The following is a 22722-nucleotide window of genomic DNA, read 5'->3' as shown; positions in this document are numbered from 1 at the left end:
TCGGAGGCTTCTTCCTCCTTTCAATAATTAGCTGTCTTTTATAAGTAAGTCATCTTTATCTATTTATCTTATTCAAAACAACTGGTCTGTTTGCCGGAGCCTTACCAAAATTCTTATTAGGCTTTTTTCCCATTACAAACTTCAATGTGCTGCCATTTATTATATCCTGATAAGTGATATAACTCTTATCATAAGGCTTGCCATTCAAATACACTTTCTGGATATAGATATTTTCTTTGCTGTTATTTGGTGCTTCTACAGTAAAAGTGTTACCACCACGTACCTTCATTTCTACTTTCTTAAAACAGGGGCTACCGAAAACAAATACACCATCCGATGGGTTCACCTGATAGAGTCCCATAGATGAAAGAAGATACCAGGCAGACATTTGGCCACAATCCTCATTACCGATGATGCCGTCTGGTTGGTCTGTGTAAAAATCACTCATGATAAAACGAACCTTTTCCGCCGTTTTCCATTGTTCACCGGCATACGCATAAAGATAAGCAACATGATGGCTCGGTTCGTTTCCATGCGCATATTGTCCGATCAATCCGGTTATGTCGCTCGAAGCTCCTTCGCCCATACTGTCGGTGTTGGTAAAGAAACCATCAAGCTTCGTTGCAAAAGGTTTGTCACCTCCAAACAAGGCAATCAGCCCATACGGGTCTTGTGGAGCAAAGAAAGTATATTGCCATCCGTTTCCTTCACAGAAATCTCCAACAGTATGGATGGAACGTGCCGGATCGTAAGGAGTACGCCAAGAACCGTCTTCCAGTTTCGGACGAATAAAATGGATAGAAGAATCAAAATAGTTCTTGTAATAATGAGCACGCTTTGAGAATGTTTCAGCATCTTCTGCCTTTCCCATCTTACGTGCCATAGCGGCAATTCCCCAATCGTCCACTGCATACTCCATGGCTATGGAAGTAGCTTCATGAACTTTGTCGGCAGGGATATAGCCTTTTTTGACTACATAAGGTACTCCTTTCTGCTTTTCATAAGTAGCTGTAGCTATCATTGCTTGCAATGCTTCTTCCGCATCGAACCCGGTAAATCCTTTCAGATATGCATCGGCAATCACCGGCACGGAGCTATACCCCGGCATCTGATCGGTCTCTCCACTCATCAAAGGCCAGATAGGGAGTTTGTCCTGCTGACGATAGATGGAAATCATCGAATTGACTACATGGTCAACCATTTCAGGTTGAGTAATAGTCATCAAAGGATTTAATGCACGGTAGGTATCCCATAAAGAAAGAGTCGTATAGTTGGCTTTCTTCGGGTCTGTGTAAATCATGTCATTCATTCCTCTATACTCTCCATTCACATCGCAAAAAAGCGTAGGGGCAATCATAGTATGATAATGGGCGGTATAGAACACTCGTTTGGAAGCCTCATCATCAGTTTCTATTGTCATCTTCTCCAGTTGCTTGTTCCATCGGGCGGCACTCATATCCACCACCTTATCAAAATCCCAGTGAGTAAGTTCGGATTGCAGGTTCATCGCTGCGTTGTCACAGCTGACAGAAGAAAGAGCTACTTTTATCTTCACTTCTTTCACGTTACCAAAAGTAAGGACACTCTTCACCGATGCCACTTTCAGTTGGTCCCAAGGTTGCGGGGCATTATCGTCATAGGCAGTAAACTGCTCTATCTTTTTATCACTTTTCAACACAAAATAAACTTTGCGGGAAGGACTCCAGCCTCTCACATAACGATACCCCTCTACCGTATAATCATCTACCTTACGGATATAGCTGTCGTAAGCATTCGATCCGTTTCCTTCACGTAAGTCGATCAATATGGAAGCAGGTTTTCCTTCGGGATAAGTATAACGATGGAAGCCTACACGATCTGTAGCTGTCAGTTCGGCTTTGATGTTGTAACGGTCGAGAAGCAAAGAGTAATATTCGGGACGGGCGATTTCATTCGCATGAGAATATCTGGAAGCATACCCATCGCGTATATCATCCTGATTGCCTCTGGGGGTACGGATCTCATTCAATGGCATGATGAGAATATCACATAAGTCAGTACAACCCGTACCGCTCAAATGGGTATGTGAAAAGCCGATTAAAATACTATCGGAATAATGATAACCCGAACACCAGTCCCAACCTTTATGGATATTGGTAGGACCCAGCTGTACCATTCCATACGGAACACTCGTCCCAACAAAGACGTGTCCATGATAACCGGATCCGATATACGGATCGACGTACTGCAATAATCCTTCACTTTTTGAATAGTTCTGTTGCGCTACTCCATTTCCCGCTGCAAGCAAGACACAAGAAGTAAGTGCAAGTAGTTTAAATGCCTTCATTCGTATTTTTCTTTGGTATGATTGAAAATTATAGTTAGCGAATGATGCAAATATACTACCTATTTAGGAATTAACTAACTGTCGCTAGAGTTTACAAGAAAAATGGCAGGCAAGTTTACTCTTTTGGCAAGTTCCGACCACAGATTTACACGATTTTCCACAGATAAACTACATACCGTCTATTAAATAACATAATAGATGAGTCTGTGGAAATTCGTGTTAATCTATGGCGAATCCTTTCCATAAATTCCCTTCGGGAAGAGGAGCTTCAAGCTCTATCAGTTCTTTTGAGACAGGATGTGTGAACCGTACTCTCCGGGCATGCAGACAAATGCTCCCATCCGGATTGGAGCGTGGAGAACCGTATTTCAAATCCCCTTTGATAGGGCATCCCATTTTTGCCAGCTGACAACGAATCTGATGATGACGTCCGGTTTTTAAATCGACTTCGAGCAAATAGTAATTCTCCGAATGACCGATCAACCGGTAATGCAAGATCGCTTTCTTGCTGTTTGGCACTTCCTTGTCGTATGCATAACTTTTATTCTGCTTTTCATTACGTACAAGAAAATGTACCAGTTCACCTTCCGGTTCTTGCGGAGCATTTTTCACAACCGCCCAATAAGTCTTTTTCACCTCACTGGTGCGAAACATCTCGTTGAGCCGTGTAAGTGCCTTACCCGTTTTGGCAAAAATAACAAGACCGCTTACGGGGCGGTCCAACCGGTGTGTCACACCGAGGAAAACATTTCCGGGTTTCTGATACTTCTCTTTCAGATACTGTTTCACAGTCTCCGAAAGCGGTGTATCCCCCGTCTTGTCTGCCTGGACAATCTCGGAAGCGGTCTTGTTGACTACAATGATATGGTTGTCTTCGTATACAACAGTCATTCTGTTCGATTACATATTCATACCACCATCTACCTGAATCACCTGACCTGACACATAAGATGACATATCAGAAGCCAGGAAGGTAGCGATGTTTGCCACATCTTCAGGAGTACCACCACGACGCAAAGGTATTTTCTTTGCCCATTCAGCTCTTACTTCGTCAGAAAGAGCAGCCGTCATGTCTGTCAGGATGAATCCCGGAGCGATGGCGTTAGCACGGATGCCACGAGAGCCCAACTCCTGTGCGATAGACTTAGCCAATGCAATCATACCTGCTTTGGAAGCAGCATAGTTAGCCTGTCCTGCATTTCCGTGAACACCTACAACAGATGCCATATTGATAACACTACCAGCTTTTTGACGCATCATGATAGGTGTACAAGCATGAATGAAGTTAAACGCTGACTTCAGGTTCACGTTAATCACCATATCCCATTGCTGTTCGCTCATACGCATCATCAAACCGTCACGAGTGATACCGGCATTGTTTACCAATATATCGATCCGTCCGAAGTCCTTGTGGATTTCTTCTACGACCTTTGCAGTATCTTCAAAGTTAGCAGCGTTAGATGCATAGCCTTTGGCTTTCACGCCCATTGCTTCAAGTTCCTTTGCTGTATTTTCTGCATTTTCGTCAATGACAAGGTCAGTAAATGCGATGTTTGCACCTTCGGCAGCAAACTTAAGAGCGATAGCCTTACCAATACCACGAGCAGCACCGGTTACAATGGCTGTTTTTCCGTCTAATAATCCCATACTAAAAGTTATTTAATTAAATTTCTGTTCTATGCAGTGCGCCAAACACAATGTTGGTCACATATCTATTTCTTGTATCTTCATCCAGATGTGCACCTATATGCCCACGAATATAAGGAACTTCAATTCCTTTCACACAATAATGTATCAAGTCGGCAGTCATCTCCACATCATCAATATGGAAGACTCCTTTTGCCTGTCCTTCCAGAAGAACTGCTTTAAAGAGCTGGACTTCCTTTGCATCAAACTTCTTGCGAACTTTCTCCACCCGCCATATATCACGGAAGAAATAAGCACGCAGTGTTCCGTTTCGATAGACGACCTCTTTTACTGCGTCCAACCGGGTATATATCATCTCCAACAATTTCTCGTCCGGTGAGATATTTTTCTCGGCTACCCGCTTCATCATATCCGACAGAATATCCAATTCCGATTCCACAACAGCCAAATAAATTTCATCCTTACTTTTAAAATAAGTATAGAGCGTTCGTCTACCTTTTTTAGAAGCAAGAGCGATATCATTCATAGTTGTGTTTTCTACTCCCATCTTCGCAAAAAGCTGACGGGCTACATCTACTAATTTGGCTTTTGTCTTGGATACGGTCATAGGTTACAAATTGCACATTGCTGAATATTTTGAGCAAAAGTAATTCTTTTCTTTAGACCATACAAGAAAATAGAGAGAATATTAACATTTGTATATTAATAGGTGCTAAGAAAAAGTTTCATCATTATTTCACTCATTCTCAACCAAATAAGAAAAAAGTGATGATTTATCTGAAAAATATTCTGCTAATTATTTGTTTGTTTCAAAAAAAGCCGTACCTTTGCACCCGTTAAACATCGCGGAGTGGAGCAGTTGGTAGCTCGTTGGGCTCATAACCCAAAGGTCATTCGTTCGAGTCGGATCTCCGCAACTAAAGAAAAGAAGAATCGCAGAAATGCGGTTCTTCTTTTTTATGACGACTCTTCTTTACTGGTTTTATTCACAACCTCATTTCAGTTATCAACAAGGATATTAACAAAGTTATTAACAGGTTAATTTATTCAGAATAAGACAATTAACTATATATAATCATTTTCTATCAACAAGGCAGTATTTAGTTATTCACCATACAAAAGCCGGCTGATTCCTTATGAATCAGCCGGCTTTTATGTTCTTTCGAAAAAGGATATTCTATTGATGTTTATAGAATTTCAAGACCTTTTTCGCATAACGTTTTCCTAATAACAGTTGTGCTTCCGTATTAAAATGAGGGTCCTTCTCATCTTTATACCATCCCAATCCTTTCGATGATACCCAATCGGAATAGGGAATAAATGAAGAAACTTTTTTAATCATCTGATTAAAGGGGACTGTACCTGCTTCTCTTTTCGTCCAGTTCCATTGTGAAATCTGTCCTACAACAACCGGTAAATCCGGCATGTCCAGATCCTCCCGCAGGTCTTTTACCAAAGAAATCAGTTTCTGTTTATACGCTTCCGGATTCGAACAATCGGCTTCTCCCTGATGCCAAAGGATTGCTTTCAAAACACCTCCCTGCTTCATCGCAACCCGAATCCGGGAAAGAGCTTCTTCATAATATCCGTCTTTGCTCCCTTTTAGCCAGGAGTTGATGGACGAGCCTCCACGGGCATTTACCACCAGTCCGACAGGACGTTTCGTTTGCCGGACCATCTCTTTAGCAAAGCCATAAGCCGGTCCTAAACGCTGCATTGACAAATCTTTCCGAACTGTAGAATAACGATTGAGAGGATTTACTGCCGGTTCAAAATTCCCCTTATCATTCAATAGATACACATTTTGGAGGGTATCCATGACTTCCTGAGTTAATGTTGCACGCCCCGCCATGTTAGATTGTCCGATGCATACATACAAATCAAAAGAGGACGGAACACTCTCCTTTACATTCCCGGCAAAAGCAAATAAGGATTGCAGGAGGAGAAAAGACAGTAAATAAATAGACCTAAGCATATTGACAGTGTTTATGATTAATAGTTTCTATAAATACGGATAGCGTTCAGAATAGGTTCTCCTTCTTTTTTATGGAAGTCAACACTCAATCCTTTTCCATCCTTCACCGTTACTACAAACTTCTTGATAACAGCACAGGCATATCCGTAATCACGAGCTATGTTGAAATCATCCAAAACAGTCGTTCCATTCATTGAAATTCCGAAGCTACGGTTTCCGGCAAACGTCTGTTCCGAGTCAGCTCCCAGATTATAAACCAACGCTTCCCTCTCTTTGTCCGACTCCAACTCTGCCCAGTACAAATATACGGAATATTCTCCATTCGGTACATCAGCTTTAAAAGATTTTATTCCAGCACGTTGAGTCTGGAAGATTGGATTCATATCTGTTCCATAAATATCAATATCCGAACCAAGCATACTGCCAAATCCTGTTTTACGGCGATAAGAAGTTCCGCCTACAAATCCCCAGCTACCGGGCTTATACTCCTGCTCGGGAATCCATGCTACATTTGCTGTACGGTCTTCAAAATATCTCGGAGAACCCAACATTACATTTATTTCCGTAAATGGAATTGCTTCGTCTTTCAACTGCGAGCCTACCAACTGGAACTGAATCCGGAGCATATCCCGCAATTTGCTATCACCAGCCACGGCAACTGCTTCCAAGAGATTCTCTCCACCAACGAACGGTACGTCGAACAAGGCATAATTATCTTCTACCTTTTTCTTTCCCAGACTTTTATTGTTCACAAACAGCTCTACTTCTTCCGCATTAGAGAATACAGGGACAGACTGAATACATTCTTTCTGTGCAGTATTCACCACTCCCCCACGGCTTTTCCACTCCCGATTACCTATAACAAGTATCGGACGACGTGACAAAGCTGTCTTATAAAACCAATAGACATCTTTCTTCTCCCTGTCTAATCCGACAACTCCTTTATTGTTTACATGAGGAACAGCATCTACACGGGATTCGGAATAAAAATCATTCAGATTCCACAGACTGGAACCGGCTATAAACGGACGTTTCATCATTTCACGGAGATAATGTTTATGATACACCAAACCGTATTCCTGTGAGAAGTCGAAACGTTCCGGCTGGTAGGAATGAAGTCCCGGATCTACTCCCGGCCCATATTCCGTAACCATCAGTACTTTTCCTTTGTATACCTTATGAGCACGATCAAGCAAACGTTGAAACTCATTAATATCCGGTTCATACCAGCCTTGATACAGGTTCCATCCCTGAATCATCGGGATTTCGGTCAGATGGGCGTCTTCGTAATATTGAGGCATATTATGATAAGCCATCATGGTATATCTGGAAGGATCTTCCTCGCGGATGGTCGCCTCCAAGGCACGGGCTACTTTTTCAGTAAAGCGGTAGTAATCTTCCAATTGTTTGCCTTCGGTATAAGGGCGACGCAGGAAAATCTCATTCATATAGCCCCAAATCATAACAGAAGGGCGGTTGAAGTCCTGACGCACCATTTCTTTAGCCATCTCAACGGAGTTCTGCAAAAACTCTTCGGTTTCCGTAACAGCATTGACAACGGGGATTTCAACTGAAGTCACAATACCCAGTTTATCACACATTTCCATGATTACAGGATCTTGGGGATAATGTGACACACGTAGGAAGTTCCCTCCCATCTCTTTCAACAGCAATACATCCTGTACATGCAACTCGTCGCGCAAGGCATTTCCTTTCTGAAAATAATCCTGATGCCGGGCAGTTCCGATCAGTTTACGCCATTTGCCATTCAAGAAAAAGCCTTTTTCCGAATCAAACTTGAACCAGCGCAAGCCTAACGGATTCACCACTTCATCCAGCAAAGTCCCCTTTTTCTTATCAAGAATACGCGTATATACCATATACCGATAAGGATCGTCTATATCCCACAAACGGGGAGAATCTATTTTTATCTTTTTAGAGATGTCCGTCTTTGTTTCACCGGATGCCAGCTTTATTTCCGCATGAGTCTTTTTCACTTCCTTACCATCCGCATCACAGATTACATTTTCCACCCTGATTTCAGCAGGTTGGAGTGTATTATTCGTCAGTAATGTAGTGATTTCTACCGAGGCTGCGGAGTTGTTCACTTCGGGTGTACGGATATAAACTCCTGATGAAGCATAATCATTCGTTGCAATGTGCACCGGATTCATAAATTGCAAATAGACATCCCGGTAGATACCGCCAAAGAAAGTAAAATCGGCAGATAAGGGAGGAATATTCGGGTTATAGACATTGTTCACATAAATGGCAAACAGGTTTTCCTGTCCATAACGCAAATGGGAAGTGATGTCAAAACAGAAACGGGTATACCCCCCTTTGTGCTCTCCCACAAACTGACCGTTCAGATAGAATCGCACTTCCTGATTGGCTCCTTCAAAATAGATCACAGCCTGACGTCCCTCCTGGCTTTTATCTACAAACAATTGTTTCCGGTACCAAGCCGGCCCCCGATAAAACCCCGGAGTTTCGTCGTCTGCATCTTTATTATTCCATGTGTGAGGTATATTGACCGTCTCCCAAGAAGAGTCGTCACAGCCGGCCAGCTGCGCTTCAAACGGAGATCCTTTTGTAAATTTCCATCCGTCATTGATTGTGTACACCACGCGCTGTTGCGCTTGTGCCCATCCCACAACAAACAATAGAATAAAAATATAGAGAAACTTCTTCATAATCGATGTATGCTTATAATTAAAACTTTATTTTTACTTCTCTACCTGTGTAGACGCACTCTTTGCTATCAAGAGCTGCACCTTCAGGCAGATATAATTTCACATGCATTTTTATTTGTTCCGGCATGCCGGGATAAGTTCCCTCACGCAGCCCAATAGTCAATGTCCGTTCCGAATCTTTCCATTGCATCGGCACTTTCGAACATACACCCTCTTCATAGCGGTAGGAATCACCTTCATCCTCATACCATAAAAAAGAAGCGTCTGCTCCTCCATAGATACGCAGTTCCAATTCACGATCGGGATATTCCATCGCATATTGTTTTACTTCTGCCAAAGGCAAGATAGAACCTGCCTTCACATAGAGCGGAAGTATATCGAGGACATTTGTCTGCATTTGTTCCCTTCCTCCTTCAAAAGCTTCTCCAGTCCAGAAGTCATACCAATATTTACCGCTGTGTTCCGGCAGATAAATACCGATGTTCTTTTCTTCCGATTGCGGATGAAATACCGGACGCACCAATAAGGAAGGACCGAACATATAGGCATTATCAATATCAAAAGTCCGGGTATCTGTTGTGAAATCCATTGCCAAACCTCTCAACATGGTATAGTTATTGGCGGTTACCTGATGAGACGTCGAGTAAATGTAAGGCAACAGACGGTAGCGCAGATGGATATACTTCACCTGGTTATCATAGGATAATGTCCCCTTTTCACCAAATTGCCAAATTTCACGCGGCACGTTCGTACCGTGAGCACGGAAGATAGGAGTAAATGCGCTAAACTGGAACCAACGGGAATACAACTCCTTATAATCATTACTTTTCAGTCCGTCGGGATATTTCGCATCCCGTTCTGTGACGAAGAATCCTCCCGTATCGGAAGTCCAATACGGAATACCGGACATAGACAAGTTTAAGCCGGCAACCAGTTGTTTGTGCATATTCTCCCATGAAGCCGAAACGTCACCCGACCATACAGCTGTACCATAATGCTGTTGCGAGGCAAAGGCGGAACGAGTTAGGATAAATATACGTTTCTGATCGCTCTCGGCGCGCAGGCGTTGATAGAAGTCCTTTAGCATTTCCAAAGAATAAGTGTTCAGATAACGGTGGAAGCTACCCAGATAAGTATTACCTGCCGATTTGGTCTTTTCTTCCTGCTTCAGCTGTGTGAATCCGTCCCGGAAAGATGGTTCCGTTGCATCCATCCACCAGGCATCCACGCCCATATCATAGAGTCCTTTCTTGAGGTATTGCCAGAAGATATCCCGTGCAACAGGATTATAGGCATCAAAAACCTTATAACCCGCCCATGTAGGTTCGCTAAACAATGCACCGATAGAATCCAAAGACTGATAGACAGCCGTTTCCGGTCCGAATCCGGGCCATACGGAAAGCATAAAATGAACATGGTCCTGTTGATGCAGTTCATCAATAACCTGACGGGGATGATTAAAGTTTGCCGGATGGAAAGTCAGGCTGTTCCAATGAGGTTTGTCTCCCCAATATTCCCAATCCTGCACAATGTTATCCAACGGAATTCCCCGTTTACGGTATTCTTTAACGACTGCCTTCAATTCATCGAACGACTTATAACGTTCTTTGGACTGCCAGAAGCCATACACCCATTTTCCAAACATCGGCACGTCCCCCGTCAATTCCCGATAACCGGCAACGACTTCGTCCATATTCTTGCCATAGACAAAATAATAGTCGGAAGCATCACCTACTTCGGAAGTAAATGAGTAGCCCTCCTTCGTATCTTCAAACTTCGTAGAAGAATAATTATCCCATAAGACACCGTATCCGTTGGTCGAAATAAGGAACGGATTGACAATATCCATATTGGCCTGTAACAGAAGTACGGATTTCCCCCGATAGTTCATGATTCCATTCTGATACTGTCCCAGTCCGTAAATGGCCTCATCCTCGGTAGGAACAAAGCGTTGAGTGACTTCGAGACATTGTTCACCTCCGGCAACCGAACGTTTGAAGTTTCGTGCCTTTCTATCCCCTTTCTCTTTTAGTAATAACTTACCTGTGGATGTTTCCTGAAAAGTGAAAGCCGCATCTGCCTTATCAAAAACTACGGAAAGTTCACGGGTGCGAAAGAGCAGCTTCTGTCCCGTATCTTCCCATTTATAATCTTTGAAAGCCGGCTTTTCCGAATCAACCACCAATCTTTTTGTTACCAGCGTATCACCTTCGGGAAAAGAGAGAATCCGCACGCACCCCGCCGACATAAACTCAACCCGATATTGAATACTGTCAGAAACGAAAGCACATCCCCTGTCATCTTCATGGACCGGAGAGGAACATCCGAAGCAGGATAGTACAGATAAAACTAATAACCAATTATTTAAATTCTTCATCCATGCATTTATTTGACTGTGTAGATCGTATAACCCAATGACAAATTACGGACTACGACATTTCCTTTTAAATAGAAAGTAGGCATATTGAATCCATTCACGATATTATCCTTATACAATTCTACTTTTGCGCTTTTCCATTCACCCGTATTATCGGTACGTATCCGGGACACAATTTTAAACGGTTCTTTCGGTTCACGCAGCGTAGACGAACGTATAAAAAGGGATTCATTTCCTTTGTCCAAATACTCAAAATAGAGATACCCGACATAGTTATTCATTTGTAGTTTGGAAACCAACTCTTTTGGCAAAGAAATAGAGAGGGTTTCTTCGGCACTGTAACCACCGGATTTTCGCTTTCCCTGAATCTTTATGTCCGAATCGCGCAAACGCATCATCTCAACTGCCAAAGCTGACTTTGCTGTCTTGACATCATTTTCAATTTGTGACAACAAGCCTATCGCCACCGGATAACGTCCCTGGCTGATTAACAATGCTGCCTTATCGAGGGAACGATGACAACCAGATACATCCATCTTTGTCTTTTCCAGGAAACGGGCTTCTTTTCGCAAACGGAAAAGCATCAAAGGCAAGGTTAATCCACGTTCATCCGCCTGTTCACCTTTGAACTCTGCCGCATATTTTAAAGTAGTACGCAATTCGCGGTCACCGTTTTCAATGGTTGGCTCTATTTCGTGTCCTTCGGTATAGTCGCTCCACGAAGCAATAAACATCATATCCAAGCTGTCTTTCTCCGCCATACAGAACTTCCACATACTTTGGTAGGTTTCTCCATTGTTGCGCGGAATATAATAGAAATGTCCGCGTCCCCAGCCTGCACAACCGCGGTTATCCATTCCCGGCATGGCAAATCCTGACTTAATTGTATACGCAGGATTGTTACTATGCCAGATGGAATCGCGGAAAGGTTTCATAAACTCGATAACATCATCCTGAGTGGCGTAATTATCCCATTCGGCATGTGCCTGATCTCTTGTACGGACACGGGCAGGAAGCCATGCAGTCGGTATTTCTCCCACTTCTTTCCAGGCATCCATTTCATCGCTACGAGTGACGGGGATATATTTATCATTTTCCAGTTTTCCCCAATCCGCCCAACGGCGTAAAGCAACCGGTTGCTTCATTCCTTGCGGTAACTTCGCCAGTGATAATACTTTCTTATATTCATCCACTTTCGCTCCGGGACCGAAATGATAAAAAACAGGCATTCCCTTCACCATAGGAGCTGTAGGACCGGTAAAGACGCTATCTACCAAATATTGATAACATTTAGCCATGTATTCGGTCTTTACCTCACGGGTATTGATTTCCGGATAAAGTTTAGTAATCCAGTCATAATACAACCAACCGTCGCACCAGTTTACACCAATCTCAAAGTCGTACTTCGCCGCCACTTTCTGCATTTCACGCAACAAGATGTCATTTTCGTGAGGCTTGAATCCCCATTCAATAAAGAATCCATCTATCTTGGCTGCTTTCGCAGACAAAATCTGATATTCAATATAATCGGGATCGAGATTGGACTGCATTCCGACTTGTGGATAGGCCACTGCTGCTATTTCATGCCGTCCTTCGCTGTCTATCAGGTCGGCATTATAACACAGCGACTTTCTTCCGGTACTTGATTTTTCCGTATTGGCATACATCTCCCAACGCCCCAGCTTTCCGTCATGCTGCCGGGTATAGCGCACTCCGTGAAAGTCGGCATACACTTTCTTTCCATTCTGCGCCAAGGCCGGTAATGCGATAGATACCAATAAAAAAAGAAGAAGTTTCCTCATTGTTCCAAACTTAATTATTCAACTTATGTACTTAATCAATCTTCCACCATACTTAATCAGTCCTCACCCAACACAAAATCATGCTTTTCCGGATAACTGAAAAGATTGTCTATCATCCAACGGCCTTTATAAATCTTGGCTCCGTCCATTTTGAAAAGTTCCTCTCCCTTCTCATTTACAAGTCCTTCTGCCCACCACTCTTCAGTCGGTTTCAACATCAGGATGCCATCCGGTCCGTTGCAGATACTTTTTATATCGGCTATGCTGTATACTTTTTCACAGGTCGGTTCAGCCGACTCATTAGTCGTGGCATCCGTAACCCCAGTCAGATCAAACTTATAAACAGCCGAAGCAGCAGTAAGCCATAATTTGTCTTCTTCACCATATACCGGAAACAAATCATGTCCACCCGATTCATCTTTGAATGTATAGATACGCGTCTGATTGGTCAACTTCGGATTATTCCGATCCCCATTATACTTAAAACGAAATAATGCTGTCACCTTATCCGCCGTGGTAGCTGTAGCATAAAGATACGATCTCTTCTTATCCCAGACTACATTATGCGCATTACCCAATTTCACCGTATTAGCTTTCGCTCCCAATACTTTAACTGTATCAACCACAAAGGTATTGATTTCACCGGATTTAGATTCAGCTGTTACAATATTTCCATCCGGCAACACCTCTGCGGAGTGAGGATTCTGTCCGCAATTTGCATAGAACATTAATTTATGATCCGACAAACGGATTAGAGCCACAGCCCCGCCGGAGGCAGTCATTAAGATATAGCGTCTATTGAAAACCGGTTTTACTTCACTCGGATTGACAAACCAACCCTGTTGGGCAGCAGGTACACAGGCAGTATAAGGATCCCAACTCCAAATATTGCGATGCGTTTCCGCATCTCTGATGACAATAGCCCGTCTGGATTGCTCCGCCAGCACATAAGCCTTTTCCGGAAGTTGAAAGATTTCATCTTGCACTACAGGAGCGGTATCATCATCGGAACATGCTCCCAAAGCTATATTAAATCCTAAAAGGATTGCGAATAAACTAAACTTCTTCATGGTCATAACTATTTTAATTCTAAATATTCAATTTGTCTTTTTTAAATTTCCGTTGATCTATTGAACTGATTTTGCATCATAATAATCGATCAGTGAATAAACTGCAAGATTCAACTGCCGCATCTGCGACAGGAAAGGTCCATAAGGTTCATATTCGATGGACACCACTCCCTTATTGGAAGCTTTTCCATCAGAATCGTAGCCGTCATTATACTCAAAGTGTACCCAGCCCACACAGTTTCGGGTTTCCAGCAAACGAAGACAGAAGTTCTGATAAAACTCACCTCTATTCTTTTGTGTATGTACCAGCCATCCACCTCCTTCGGTATTGGCATATCGAGTTCCCTGATAACTGGCATCTTCTGCTTTCGTATAGAATTCCGAAACTAAAAAAGGCTTCGCTCCACACCAGTTTTTCAGGTTTGCCAAAAAATCGTTTTCCGGTTGCCAACGCGCATAATAGTTAATGGAAACAAGATCGCAATAACGAGCACAGGCTTCCACTACTTTCTGATTATATTTGCTCCAATCGTGCAGACGTGTTCCCAAAATCAAATGCTCTTTATCATATTTCCTGACGGTAGCGGTAGTCAACTGATAATAATAATCGGCAACCATCCCCCGAAAGTCTTCCTGATCTTTCTTGGTTATCGCTCCGGCAGAGGCTATGCCGTTATCCCGCATAAACCTTTCTGCATACTCCCGGGCTGCTTTATAACGTTCGGGCAAGGACAGGAAATGCTTCAGATCGATTCCGCGCAAAGGATCGGTATTCTGATAACTGGCAAACGGTAGTTCATTGTCGAGATAGAAGCCGATAAAATGTTTATCACCGGCAAATAAAGCAGACTTTTCCTGTACAAGATGATCTATGTAAGCGGCAAACGTCGGTTCGAAAAGAAGAATCAGGCGATTGTACTTATCATCCTCAAACGTATAGCCTAAATTCTTGCTCATATCCCACATAAACGTACGAAGCAGATACAGATTCTCCGCATAAGCAATCTTTTGCGTCTTAGGTGTTAGCAGGTTATTACGTACCGCTGCAGGAAATGCTTCAATGCGGTTCGATCCATACGAAATATAGTTTATATGATTGTCCGCAATCAGTTTACCTGTCTCTTCACTCCATCGTGCTTCACTGCCATATCGAGTGCTGAAAGCCTTCTTATGTGCAGTAGATTCTCCCGGACGGACGTGCTGAATTCCATGAATAATAACGGCTCCATTATCCGGATCGAGCAAATAAGAACGTCCTGCGCAACTAGCCACTCGGAAAAAGCCTTCTTTTCCAACCACAGAAGATGGTTGCAAACCTATCCGTCCTCCCCAAGCAGTCCGACTATAATCCGAGGAGGGAACATACCAATTCATATAGTCAATGGTTCGAGTTTCCTTCGAGTCTGCCGTTGTCCATGCTTGGAAAGTCCCGTTCTGCCATTTTCTATACTCTACATTCAGAAAGGTATATTCATTCCCTGTCGGATGCGGTAAAATGGGCTGTTCCAATCCCGAAGATTCAGTCGTTTCAGAAGATGAACAGGCTATTGTCAGCAGAAGGAGTACAACCATACCAAAGGTCAAAAAACACTGATAAATAGGTCTTGCCATATTAATTCCAGTTATGCATATATTTATTTAAGAATCAGATAAAACCGGGATAACATTTGTTCTATTAGAAGATAGCAATCAATTGATAGTTAGGTAGTATGACACACCTAACTATCAAAAGAAAATAACAATTACTTCTGTTTGGGGAATTTAATTTCAACAGTCGCGATGCGTTTTGTTGCATCGGTACCCATCTTATCGGATATATCAACAATTTTAATAACACCAATTCTACCGCCGCCAGCACTGGAAGAACCTCCCGTTTTAAATCCAATAATATCTCCAACATTCACATCTGCCCTAGCGGCTGTTGTCGCTTTTCCGAACTCTTCTTCAATAGACGAGCGAGTTGCCTGTTCATAATCAAAATTAGACAATTTAGCAAAACGTGTCATATTCATTTTCTTCAAGGCTGTTAACTTACCTGTACTCCCTGCATATTCTCCATTCTTACCATCTACATTTTCCGGAGAGTAAAGACGGAAAGTTATCACTCCACTATTAGATGCCGCATAGAATTTTATATCGATATTTTTAGCACTTTCTTCACTCACAATAGCCTCATCCACAGAATAAGTCTTCATATCCTTCAAAGAAATCAAAGCAAATGGTTCTGCGTTCGCCATTTTTTGGCTACCCACCTGAAGATCAACAACTTCCATACTAACATAAGTCTTCACTGTTCCATTCACATCTTTTCCTTCTCTACCATCGGATACAACAATTTTGATTTGAGACGTCTCTTCCGTAAGCTGTACTTTTGGATTATAATCTAAATTCTTATCACCACTAAATCCTTTACGTAAAATTTCCGTTTCGATTCCTTTTTCTATACGATAAATAACTACTTCTCTGATACCACGAACCGATTCAATATGCATTGGAACTTCCGTATCTACTCCTTCATCGGTAGTAATAAGTTCTTTACCTAAAGTCAATACAGGAACCGGAACTGTCTTATATGACACCTGCAAAGTAGAAATTGTGATATTACCATATATATCTTCAGCTTTCACTTTAAAGCCCTTATCACCTTCTTTATATTCTATTAATTCATCATACTCAAATATTTTATCACCATTCAACACATCTCCCCCTTTCGATGTTTGTCCATCAACAGAAACCAAGAATCTTTCTACTTTCTTTAAACCTGCCTCCGAAACGATTTTAAAAGTGGTACGAGGCATTACCGGATTTTCATCCATCTCATCATATATAATCTCTTCGGGATCGAATGTAATGACAGGGCGCGCCATCACATCGGTAACAGCAATTGGTAAAGTCCCGCTCGTAACATGATTCAATTTGTCCGTAGCCTCAATGATAAAAGCTTCGTAATTTGCATTGTACTCCAGGTTTTCGGATAAGCTGTAAGAATTGGGATTAAAGAATTCAGTCACCGTTTTATATTCGGTCACTCCCTCCACAGTCTGCAATTTCATTGTCACACTCTGGAGTCCGGCCTGAGACTTAATGACAGCCACTACCGGCAGATTATCCACTTTATTTAAATCCACATCCAGTTGTTCCATCGGGAATTTAATCACAGGAGCAGCCGAATTAGGATCCAGACCATCATTATCATCGCTACAGGCAGCAAAACCCAAGCAAAGTCCTAGCATTAATAAGGTATATATTTTACGAATCATAATTAGTTCTCTTTTTAATTAACTGTGGTTATTTGGAATATTTGCAATAGTTCTCAAATATATGAATCACACCATTCGTTGGCAGAATGTTGCTGGTTTTAGCCTGACGCTGTGGAGATTTCCCGTTGCTTCCGGTCTGATTCACCAGAATCTTACCTACCGCAGCCTGCCATGGGTTTTTCCATACAGACATTGTCATCAGCCCATTCTCTCCTTTCAGCATCGTCAATACGAACATCGGTTCCACCTGCAACTGTCCATAAGAACTATATTCACCGTCTACAATATGATAAAGCAACATGTTTGTTACTTTATCCTTATCACAATCTGTAATGGATGCCGCACCTGCAAATTCATTCTCACGATAAAGTTGCATACCTGCATTATTCAAAGCCAGAAAAGTATATTTATTGTCAGTCTGGGTATAATAGTCTTTCAGACCTGTATACTCAATAGCTGCTATCAACTCCGAGAACATATCTTTATGATCCTGGAAATATTCCCACGCTGTCACTTTTACATACGGATCATCCACCGAAGGTTCATAGTCATAGTTCTTTTGTAAGTCCAGATCACAACCGGTCAACGCCAGAATGGCCCAACAAAAGAAAAGAGCCTTATATAATATTGTCTTTTTCATTGTTTCTATCTTTTTAATTGTTAGTATTGCCATAATACGTATTCTGCACAATCTTCGGATTTTCCAGAATATGTGAATAGTGGATCGGGAAAAGTTCATTGCCATCCTGCTCCATTCCGTTGATAGGTTTCATCACTTCTTTCCACTTTCCGGTACGCAGCAAATCAAACCAACGACGTCCTTCGCCGGCTAATTCCACCTGGCGTTCACGCAAGATATAATTGACTACCTCTTCTTCAGAAGCAAAATCATTTTCAGTCAGTGTGTTCAATCCAGCACGGTCACGTACAGATTTCACCAGTTCCAAAGCCTCACCCCATTTGCCCTGATGAGCACGAGCTTCTGCTTGAAGCAACATCATATCTGTATAACGATAAATCGGATAAGCAACCTCACAAGTCTTATTCAAAGAATTACTAATATCACCCGCCATATATTTACGCAATTCATTTCCATTCTGGTAATTCTTCACCGTATAATCTTTGCGCAAATCACCTTTCATATCCTCTTCGTCAAAAATGCTCATAAACTTGTCAGACATAACTGCTGCACGGTTTCCTGAACCGGAGAACCATTGATACATATAACTGTAACCATTCGTGCCGACTTCATCCATATTGAAATGAACCAGGAAAATAAACTCTCTGGAGTTATATTCATCATTTTCGGGCGTATCATCAGAAGGCTTATTGTTCAGTTCTTCCGTGAACATGGTATGCCATGTAGCAATAAGAGGTTCGAAGTCAACAAAACGCCCCCCCTTTTGGAAGCAATAGTTGCCATCTTATCGATGGTCTGGTCAGCCAGATTATATTCTTCAGCCCACATATAGGCGTCCGCCATGATGGCCCATACACCACAGATAGAAATACGCTTGCGTTCGTAATTCTTATTACGGTTAATCAGGCTTTCCGCCTTTTTCAGGTCAGGAAGAATAACATGTTCCAGTATATAATTCTTATCTGTACGTTCCTTGTAGATAGCCTCCGAATACTTTTCAGTAGGTTCTATAAACAAAGGTACATCTCCCCAAACACGGATAGCATAGAAGTAAGCCAAAGCACGCAACGCATACGCTTGTCCGAGGTAATCGTTACGGTCTGCCACATCCGGCATACTGATATTAGGAACATATTTGATGGCCAGATTGGTCTGGTTAATCATCTGATACAAGGTCGTCCATTTCGCACATTTCTCGTCCGTAGACATCAGGTTGTTAATCACACGTGCCTGATCGGCCATCACCGGTGCTCCGGGAGCTACATTATCCGAACGGAATTCACCCCAATAAAAATAATTCTCGCGTAAAGTGGAACGCAACAGTCCATAAATTTCATTTATACCTGCTTTAGCGTCACGGGCGGTCTGCCACATGTCACCTGCCGGGATTTCACTCACCGGTTCCTCATTCAGAAAGTCTGAACAGCTATTCAATGATAGAGCCAGGCATACAGCTCCAACAAAATATTTTATATTCTTCATACGATATCTTCAATTAAAAGTTTGCAGAAAAACCAATACCATATTCTCTCTTTCTCGGATAGCGGTAAGAGTCTTTACCTACCTGCAGAGGATTACTCGTAGAGAATTCAGGATCAAATCCCGAATAGTTGGTCCATGTCAATGCATTGTTTACAAAAGCGTAGATATTTATATTCTTCAACATCAGCTTCTTTATCCAGTTTTCTGGAAGATCATAGGCTATACGTACGTTCTGCAGACGAATAAAGGAAGCATCTTCCAGATAGAACGAGTTACCCATACGTGCATTGTTATAATCATCATTATACGGACGCGGATAGATAGCCTGGTCGCCCGGATGCAACCACATATTATGAATTACTTCCGGTGAAGGAGTGGTTCCCGTATATTTGAACATGTTACGATTATGTTCAGCGGCATTATAAATCTGTCCCCCCAAAGAATAATAGAATCCCAAATACAGGCTTACGTTTTTCCAGGTCACGGTTGTATTCAAACCACCGGTCACATCAGGCATGGCATTACCAATCACCATACGGTCGTTATCATCAATCACACCATCCCGGGTTCCTTCCGGTTCTTCCCAGTTGTAATCTCCGCCACGGAACGGTTTGCCGTTCGGTAACGTTTTCTGGCGAATATCACCTGCATATTCCTTTCCATTCAATAAATACTTGTATTGGAATACACCATTTTCAAACACCGGAGTCAGTTGCTCCCATTTATCTGTAAAAGCATTCGATTCGTCATAAGCAAAGATACCGGCACTTTTAAATCCATAGAAGTCACCTACGCGACCGCCTTCCTGCATCCACCAGATATCACCTTCCATATATGCCTTACCTTCAGACAGTTTCTCAATGCGGTTGATATTTCTGGAGATATTGAAAGAAGCATTCCACTTCCAGTCCTTTGTACGGATAATATCACCGGTAACGGCAATTTCAAAACCGCGGTTGCTCATCTCACCGACGTTTGTCTTCATATATGCAAAACCGGATTCTTTAGGCAGTTGGTAGTTTGCCAACAAACCGTCTGTATATTTGTCGTAGTAATCGGCAGTGATTGTCAAACGGCTATTCCAGAAATTCAAGTCCAAACCAAGGTTGAATTGTTTGGTTTCCTCCCATTTCAGGTTGTCTTTACCGATACGAGTCGGAATAACACCACCCACTCCGTCATAGATAGAATTCGGAGAATAAGAATAAATATAATCATAGTTTCCGATCGCTTCATTACCGGTAATACCATAACTTACACGTATCTTACCATCTTCCAGGAATTTCTTCGAGAACTTCATGAATTTCTCATCAGAGAAACGCCATCCCACTGATACTGAAGGGAAATTACCCCATTTGTTTTCTTTCGCAAAACGAGAAGAGCCGTCACGACGGATATTCGCTGTAAACAGATATTTTCCCAGATAATCATACGTCACACGTGCAAAGACAGAAGCCATGGAATGATTACTCAAGGTAGATCCTGTAGATGACAAATCCAAATTGGCAGCAAATGCATTCATCGTATAAATAAAGTCGGTAGATGAATTCAAACCTACAAAGGTTTCATTTTCATAACGCCATTGTTGAGCACTGACACCCACCATCGCGCTGAAATTATGTCCTTTGATTTTGCGTGCATAAGTGATGAAATCTTCATTCATCCAGTTCCAGTTCAGATAGTTGTAAGAGTATCCTCTATTTTGTTTCTGCCATTCATCGGTGATAAGACTCGGTTCGAGTTTTTTGCGCTTGTCCAGATAGAAGTTGGCATTGATATTGGCTCTGAACTTGAGGTACTTGTTGAACTTGATTTCAAAGAACTGGAAAAAGTTTGCTTTATAAGAATCTGTAAAGTCAGTCGTATAATTAATCTGTGCAATAGGGTTCTTTTGACCGTTGAACACTCCAACCAAAGAACCATCCGGATAATAAGTATTGAAATAAGGACGGCGAGTCAACACAGCACTTAACAAGGTACCCTCATCCAATCCTTTTTTCTTGGAATAAGTCAAAGAAATACGGCTACCCATGTTCATCCAGTCTGTCGGTGAATAATCGGAGTTGATACGAGTATTTAATCTTTGGAAACCGGTATTGGAAATAATACCCTTCTCGTTATAATAACCGGTATTGATGAAATATTTCAGTTTCTTTGTACCGCCACCTACGCTGATATCCACCTGATCTTTCTGCGCAGTACTTGTAATCATGTCCAGATAATCATTGTCTACATTGAAGAATGAGTTCAACGGATCATTCAGAATATCAATACTTTCATCCGGATTACCTCCGCCGTATGTTTCAAAATACTCTTTGCGGTACTGGTCGTACAACAGACGCTCTTTGCGATTTGCCTGTGGTACCTTATGAGACAATGTACCCCATGAGTGATTATACTTGATATCAATACGAGCCTTACCTTCCTGACCGCTCTTGGTTGTGATAATAATCACACCGTTAGCCGAACGGGAACCGTAGATAGCTGCAGAAGCAGCATCTTTCAAAATCTCCATGGAAGTAATATCATTGGTATTGATACCGTCTATACTTTCCAAAGGCACACCGTCTACAATATAAAGGGGAGTAACTCCTTCGGCGGAGAAAGTGGAAGTACCACGAATTTTAATAGAAGAAGATTCACCGGGTTGTCCCGAGCCGGACACGACCTGTACACCGGCAGTAGTACCTTGCAGTGCTTCAAAAACATTAGTAGCCATCTTCTGCTCAATAGCCTCACTTGAGATGGAAGTAATAGCTCCCGTCACATCACGCTTTTTCATCGTACCATAACCCACTACCACTACTTCGTCCAGTAACTTAGAGTTCTCTTCAAGCGTAATATTCGTTGTTTTATCTTTCACTACCACATCTTTAGGGGTATATCCCATGAATGATACAGTCAAAGTAACTCCTTTCTTTGAAACATTCAATGAGAAATTACCATCTAAATCCGTAATCGTTCCATTAGATGTTCCTTTCTCCATCACATTAGCGCCAGGCAAAGGAAATCCTGTTTTATCCACAACAACTCCTTTCACTGCAAACCCGCCTTGAGCATAAGCCGGATGGGCAAGGAAAAAGAGACTCAAGGAAATCAAAAGAAACGACTGCAACAACCGTACTTTTGTCCTACTCTGCAAATTTTTCATAACTAGAATAAAATTAAATTGGTTAATTATCAAGGTTTTACTCACTACTTAATTAATTAGGAGAAATACATTGGCTCTCTCCCGTAAGATGTTATCTTTTATTTATTACATAGATAATCGTCTTTCATAATACTATACAATAATTATTATATTAGAATAAAGATTATACAATACCCGGTCTGCTAAATAAAAGTGTGTGCGGACACACCCAATTAAAGAAAACTCAAGTACAAGCTGGCATGATCCAACGCCACAAAAGTATCGCATTTGAGCATATTGCACCCTATCGAATTGTTCGT

The 22722-nt window shown here is 42.0% G+C and carries 13 protein-coding genes, 1 tRNA gene and 1 pseudogene; 1 reads left to right on the top strand and 14 read right to left on the bottom strand.

Translation table 11 applies throughout. The features are described from left to right. Positions 1-55: 55 nt before the first annotated feature. The 4 genes from H8796_RS09375 to H8796_RS09360 all read right to left on the bottom strand — a co-directional run bounded on the left by H8796_RS09375 (position 56) and on the right by H8796_RS09360 (position 4580). On the bottom strand, positions 56-2326 hold the full coding sequence (locus tag H8796_RS09375; RefSeq protein ID WP_117936093.1) for a GH92 family glycosyl hydrolase: 2271 nt from the start codon (positions 2324-2326) through the stop codon (positions 56-58). 219 nt (positions 2327-2545) lie between these two features. Continuing rightward, positions 2546-3217 carry an RluA family pseudouridine synthase gene (locus H8796_RS09370; RefSeq protein WP_074558966.1) on the bottom strand — a complete coding sequence of 224 codons (672 nt, stop codon included), beginning with the start codon at positions 3215-3217 and terminating at the stop codon, positions 2546-2548. A 9-nt stretch (positions 3218-3226) separates the two neighbouring features. Then, entirely contained in the window at positions 3227-3973 is a 747-nt protein-coding gene (gene fabG / locus H8796_RS09365; RefSeq protein ID WP_117936095.1) for a 3-oxoacyl-[acyl-carrier-protein] reductase, read from the bottom strand. A gap of 16 nt (positions 3974-3989) precedes the next feature. Beyond that, positions 3990-4580, bottom strand: coding sequence for a TetR/AcrR family transcriptional regulator (locus H8796_RS09360; RefSeq protein ID WP_074558967.1), 591 nt, complete (start codon positions 4578-4580; stop codon positions 3990-3992). 237 nt (positions 4581-4817) lie between these two features. Here H8796_RS09360 and H8796_RS09355 point away from each other — a divergent pair. Continuing rightward, positions 4818-4890: transfer RNA gene (locus H8796_RS09355), tRNA-Met, on the top strand. A 260-nt stretch (positions 4891-5150) separates the two neighbouring features. Here the strand turns inward: H8796_RS09355 and H8796_RS09350 are convergent. The 10 genes and pseudogenes from H8796_RS09350 to H8796_RS09305 form a co-directional block, all read right to left on the bottom strand. Further along, positions 5151-5948, bottom strand: a complete 798-nt coding sequence (locus H8796_RS09350) for a sialate O-acetylesterase (RefSeq protein WP_117936097.1) — start codon at positions 5946-5948, stop codon at positions 5151-5153. Positions 5949-5965: 17 nt separating this feature from the next. Next, positions 5966-8641 carry a glycoside hydrolase family 2 TIM barrel-domain containing protein gene (locus H8796_RS09345; protein WP_117936099.1) on the bottom strand — a complete coding sequence of 892 codons (2676 nt, stop codon included), beginning with the start codon at positions 8639-8641 and terminating at the stop codon, positions 5966-5968. Between the two features lie 19 nt (positions 8642-8660). Continuing rightward, positions 8661-11018, bottom strand: a complete 2358-nt coding sequence (locus H8796_RS09340; protein ID WP_117936101.1) for a TIM-barrel domain-containing protein — start codon at positions 11016-11018, stop codon at positions 8661-8663. A gap of 8 nt (positions 11019-11026) precedes the next feature. Beyond that, entirely contained in the window at positions 11027-12820 is a 1794-nt protein-coding gene (locus H8796_RS09335) for a glycoside hydrolase family 71/99-like protein (RefSeq protein ID WP_117936103.1), read from the bottom strand. 56 nt (positions 12821-12876) lie between these two features. Next, complete coding sequence (locus tag H8796_RS09330) at positions 12877-13890, bottom strand: DUF6528 family protein (protein ID WP_117936138.1); 1014 nt, start codon at positions 13888-13890, stop codon at positions 12877-12879. Positions 13891-13947: 57 nt separating this feature from the next. Then, complete coding sequence (locus H8796_RS09325) at positions 13948-15501, bottom strand: hypothetical protein (protein ID WP_117936105.1); 1554 nt, start codon at positions 15499-15501, stop codon at positions 13948-13950. A gap of 131 nt (positions 15502-15632) precedes the next feature. Continuing rightward, the gene (locus H8796_RS09320; protein WP_117936107.1) at positions 15633-17150 is read right to left on the bottom strand and encodes a hypothetical protein; all 1518 of its coding nucleotides are present in this window, start codon (positions 17148-17150) and stop codon (positions 15633-15635) included. 28 nt (positions 17151-17178) lie between these two features. Then, positions 17179-17790, bottom strand: a complete 612-nt coding sequence (locus H8796_RS09315; protein ID WP_117936109.1) for a fasciclin domain-containing protein — start codon at positions 17788-17790, stop codon at positions 17179-17181. A gap of 13 nt (positions 17791-17803) precedes the next feature. After that, positions 17804-19272, bottom strand: a pseudogene (locus tag H8796_RS09310) (RagB/SusD family nutrient uptake outer membrane protein). 13 nt (positions 19273-19285) lie between these two features. Next, a complete protein-coding gene (locus tag H8796_RS09305; protein ID WP_008997890.1) occupies positions 19286-22423 on the bottom strand; it encodes a TonB-dependent receptor in 3138 nt (1045 codons plus the stop codon). Positions 22424-22722 lie beyond the last annotated feature (299 nt).

The organism is Bacteroides sp. M10 (genome assembly GCF_014334015.1).
Classification (GTDB): domain Bacteria; phylum Bacteroidota; class Bacteroidia; order Bacteroidales; family Bacteroidaceae; genus Bacteroides; species Bacteroides intestinigallinarum.
The sequence above is the reverse complement of the archived record's forward strand: the minus strand, read 5'-3'. Positions and strand labels throughout refer to the sequence as shown.

Coding starts and splice junctions, on each gene's coding strand:
- H8796_RS09360 (WP_074558967.1), bottom strand. CDS start 4,580: ATGACCGTATCCAAGACAAAAGCCAAATTAGTAGATGTAGCCCGTCAG.
- H8796_RS09340 (WP_117936101.1), bottom strand. CDS start 11,018: ATGAAGAATTTAAATAATTGGTTATTAGTTTTATCTGTACTATCCTGC.
- fabG (WP_117936095.1), bottom strand. CDS start 3,973: ATGGGATTATTAGACGGAAAAACAGCCATTGTAACCGGTGCTGCTCGT.
- H8796_RS09375 (WP_117936093.1), bottom strand. CDS start 2,326: ATGAAGGCATTTAAACTACTTGCACTTACTTCTTGTGTCTTGCTTGCA.
- H8796_RS09325 (WP_117936105.1), bottom strand. CDS start 15,501: ATGGCAAGACCTATTTATCAGTGTTTTTTGACCTTTGGTATGGTTGTA.
- H8796_RS09330 (WP_117936138.1), bottom strand. CDS start 13,890: ATGAAGAAGTTTAGTTTATTCGCAATCCTTTTAGGATTTAATATAGCT.
- H8796_RS09305 (WP_008997890.1), bottom strand. CDS start 22,423: ATGAAAAATTTGCAGAGTAGGACAAAAGTACGGTTGTTGCAGTCGTTT.
- H8796_RS09335 (WP_117936103.1), bottom strand. CDS start 12,820: ATGAGGAAACTTCTTCTTTTTTTATTGGTATCTATCGCATTACCGGCC.
- H8796_RS09320 (WP_117936107.1), bottom strand. CDS start 17,150: ATGATTCGTAAAATATATACCTTATTAATGCTAGGACTTTGCTTGGGT.
- H8796_RS09345 (WP_117936099.1), bottom strand. CDS start 8,641: ATGAAGAAGTTTCTCTATATTTTTATTCTATTGTTTGTTGTGGGATGG.
- H8796_RS09315 (WP_117936109.1), bottom strand. CDS start 17,790: ATGAAAAAGACAATATTATATAAGGCTCTTTTCTTTTGTTGGGCCATT.
- H8796_RS09370 (WP_074558966.1), bottom strand. CDS start 3,217: ATGACTGTTGTATACGAAGACAACCATATCATTGTAGTCAACAAGACC.
- H8796_RS09350 (WP_117936097.1), bottom strand. CDS start 5,948: ATGCTTAGGTCTATTTATTTACTGTCTTTTCTCCTCCTGCAATCCTTA.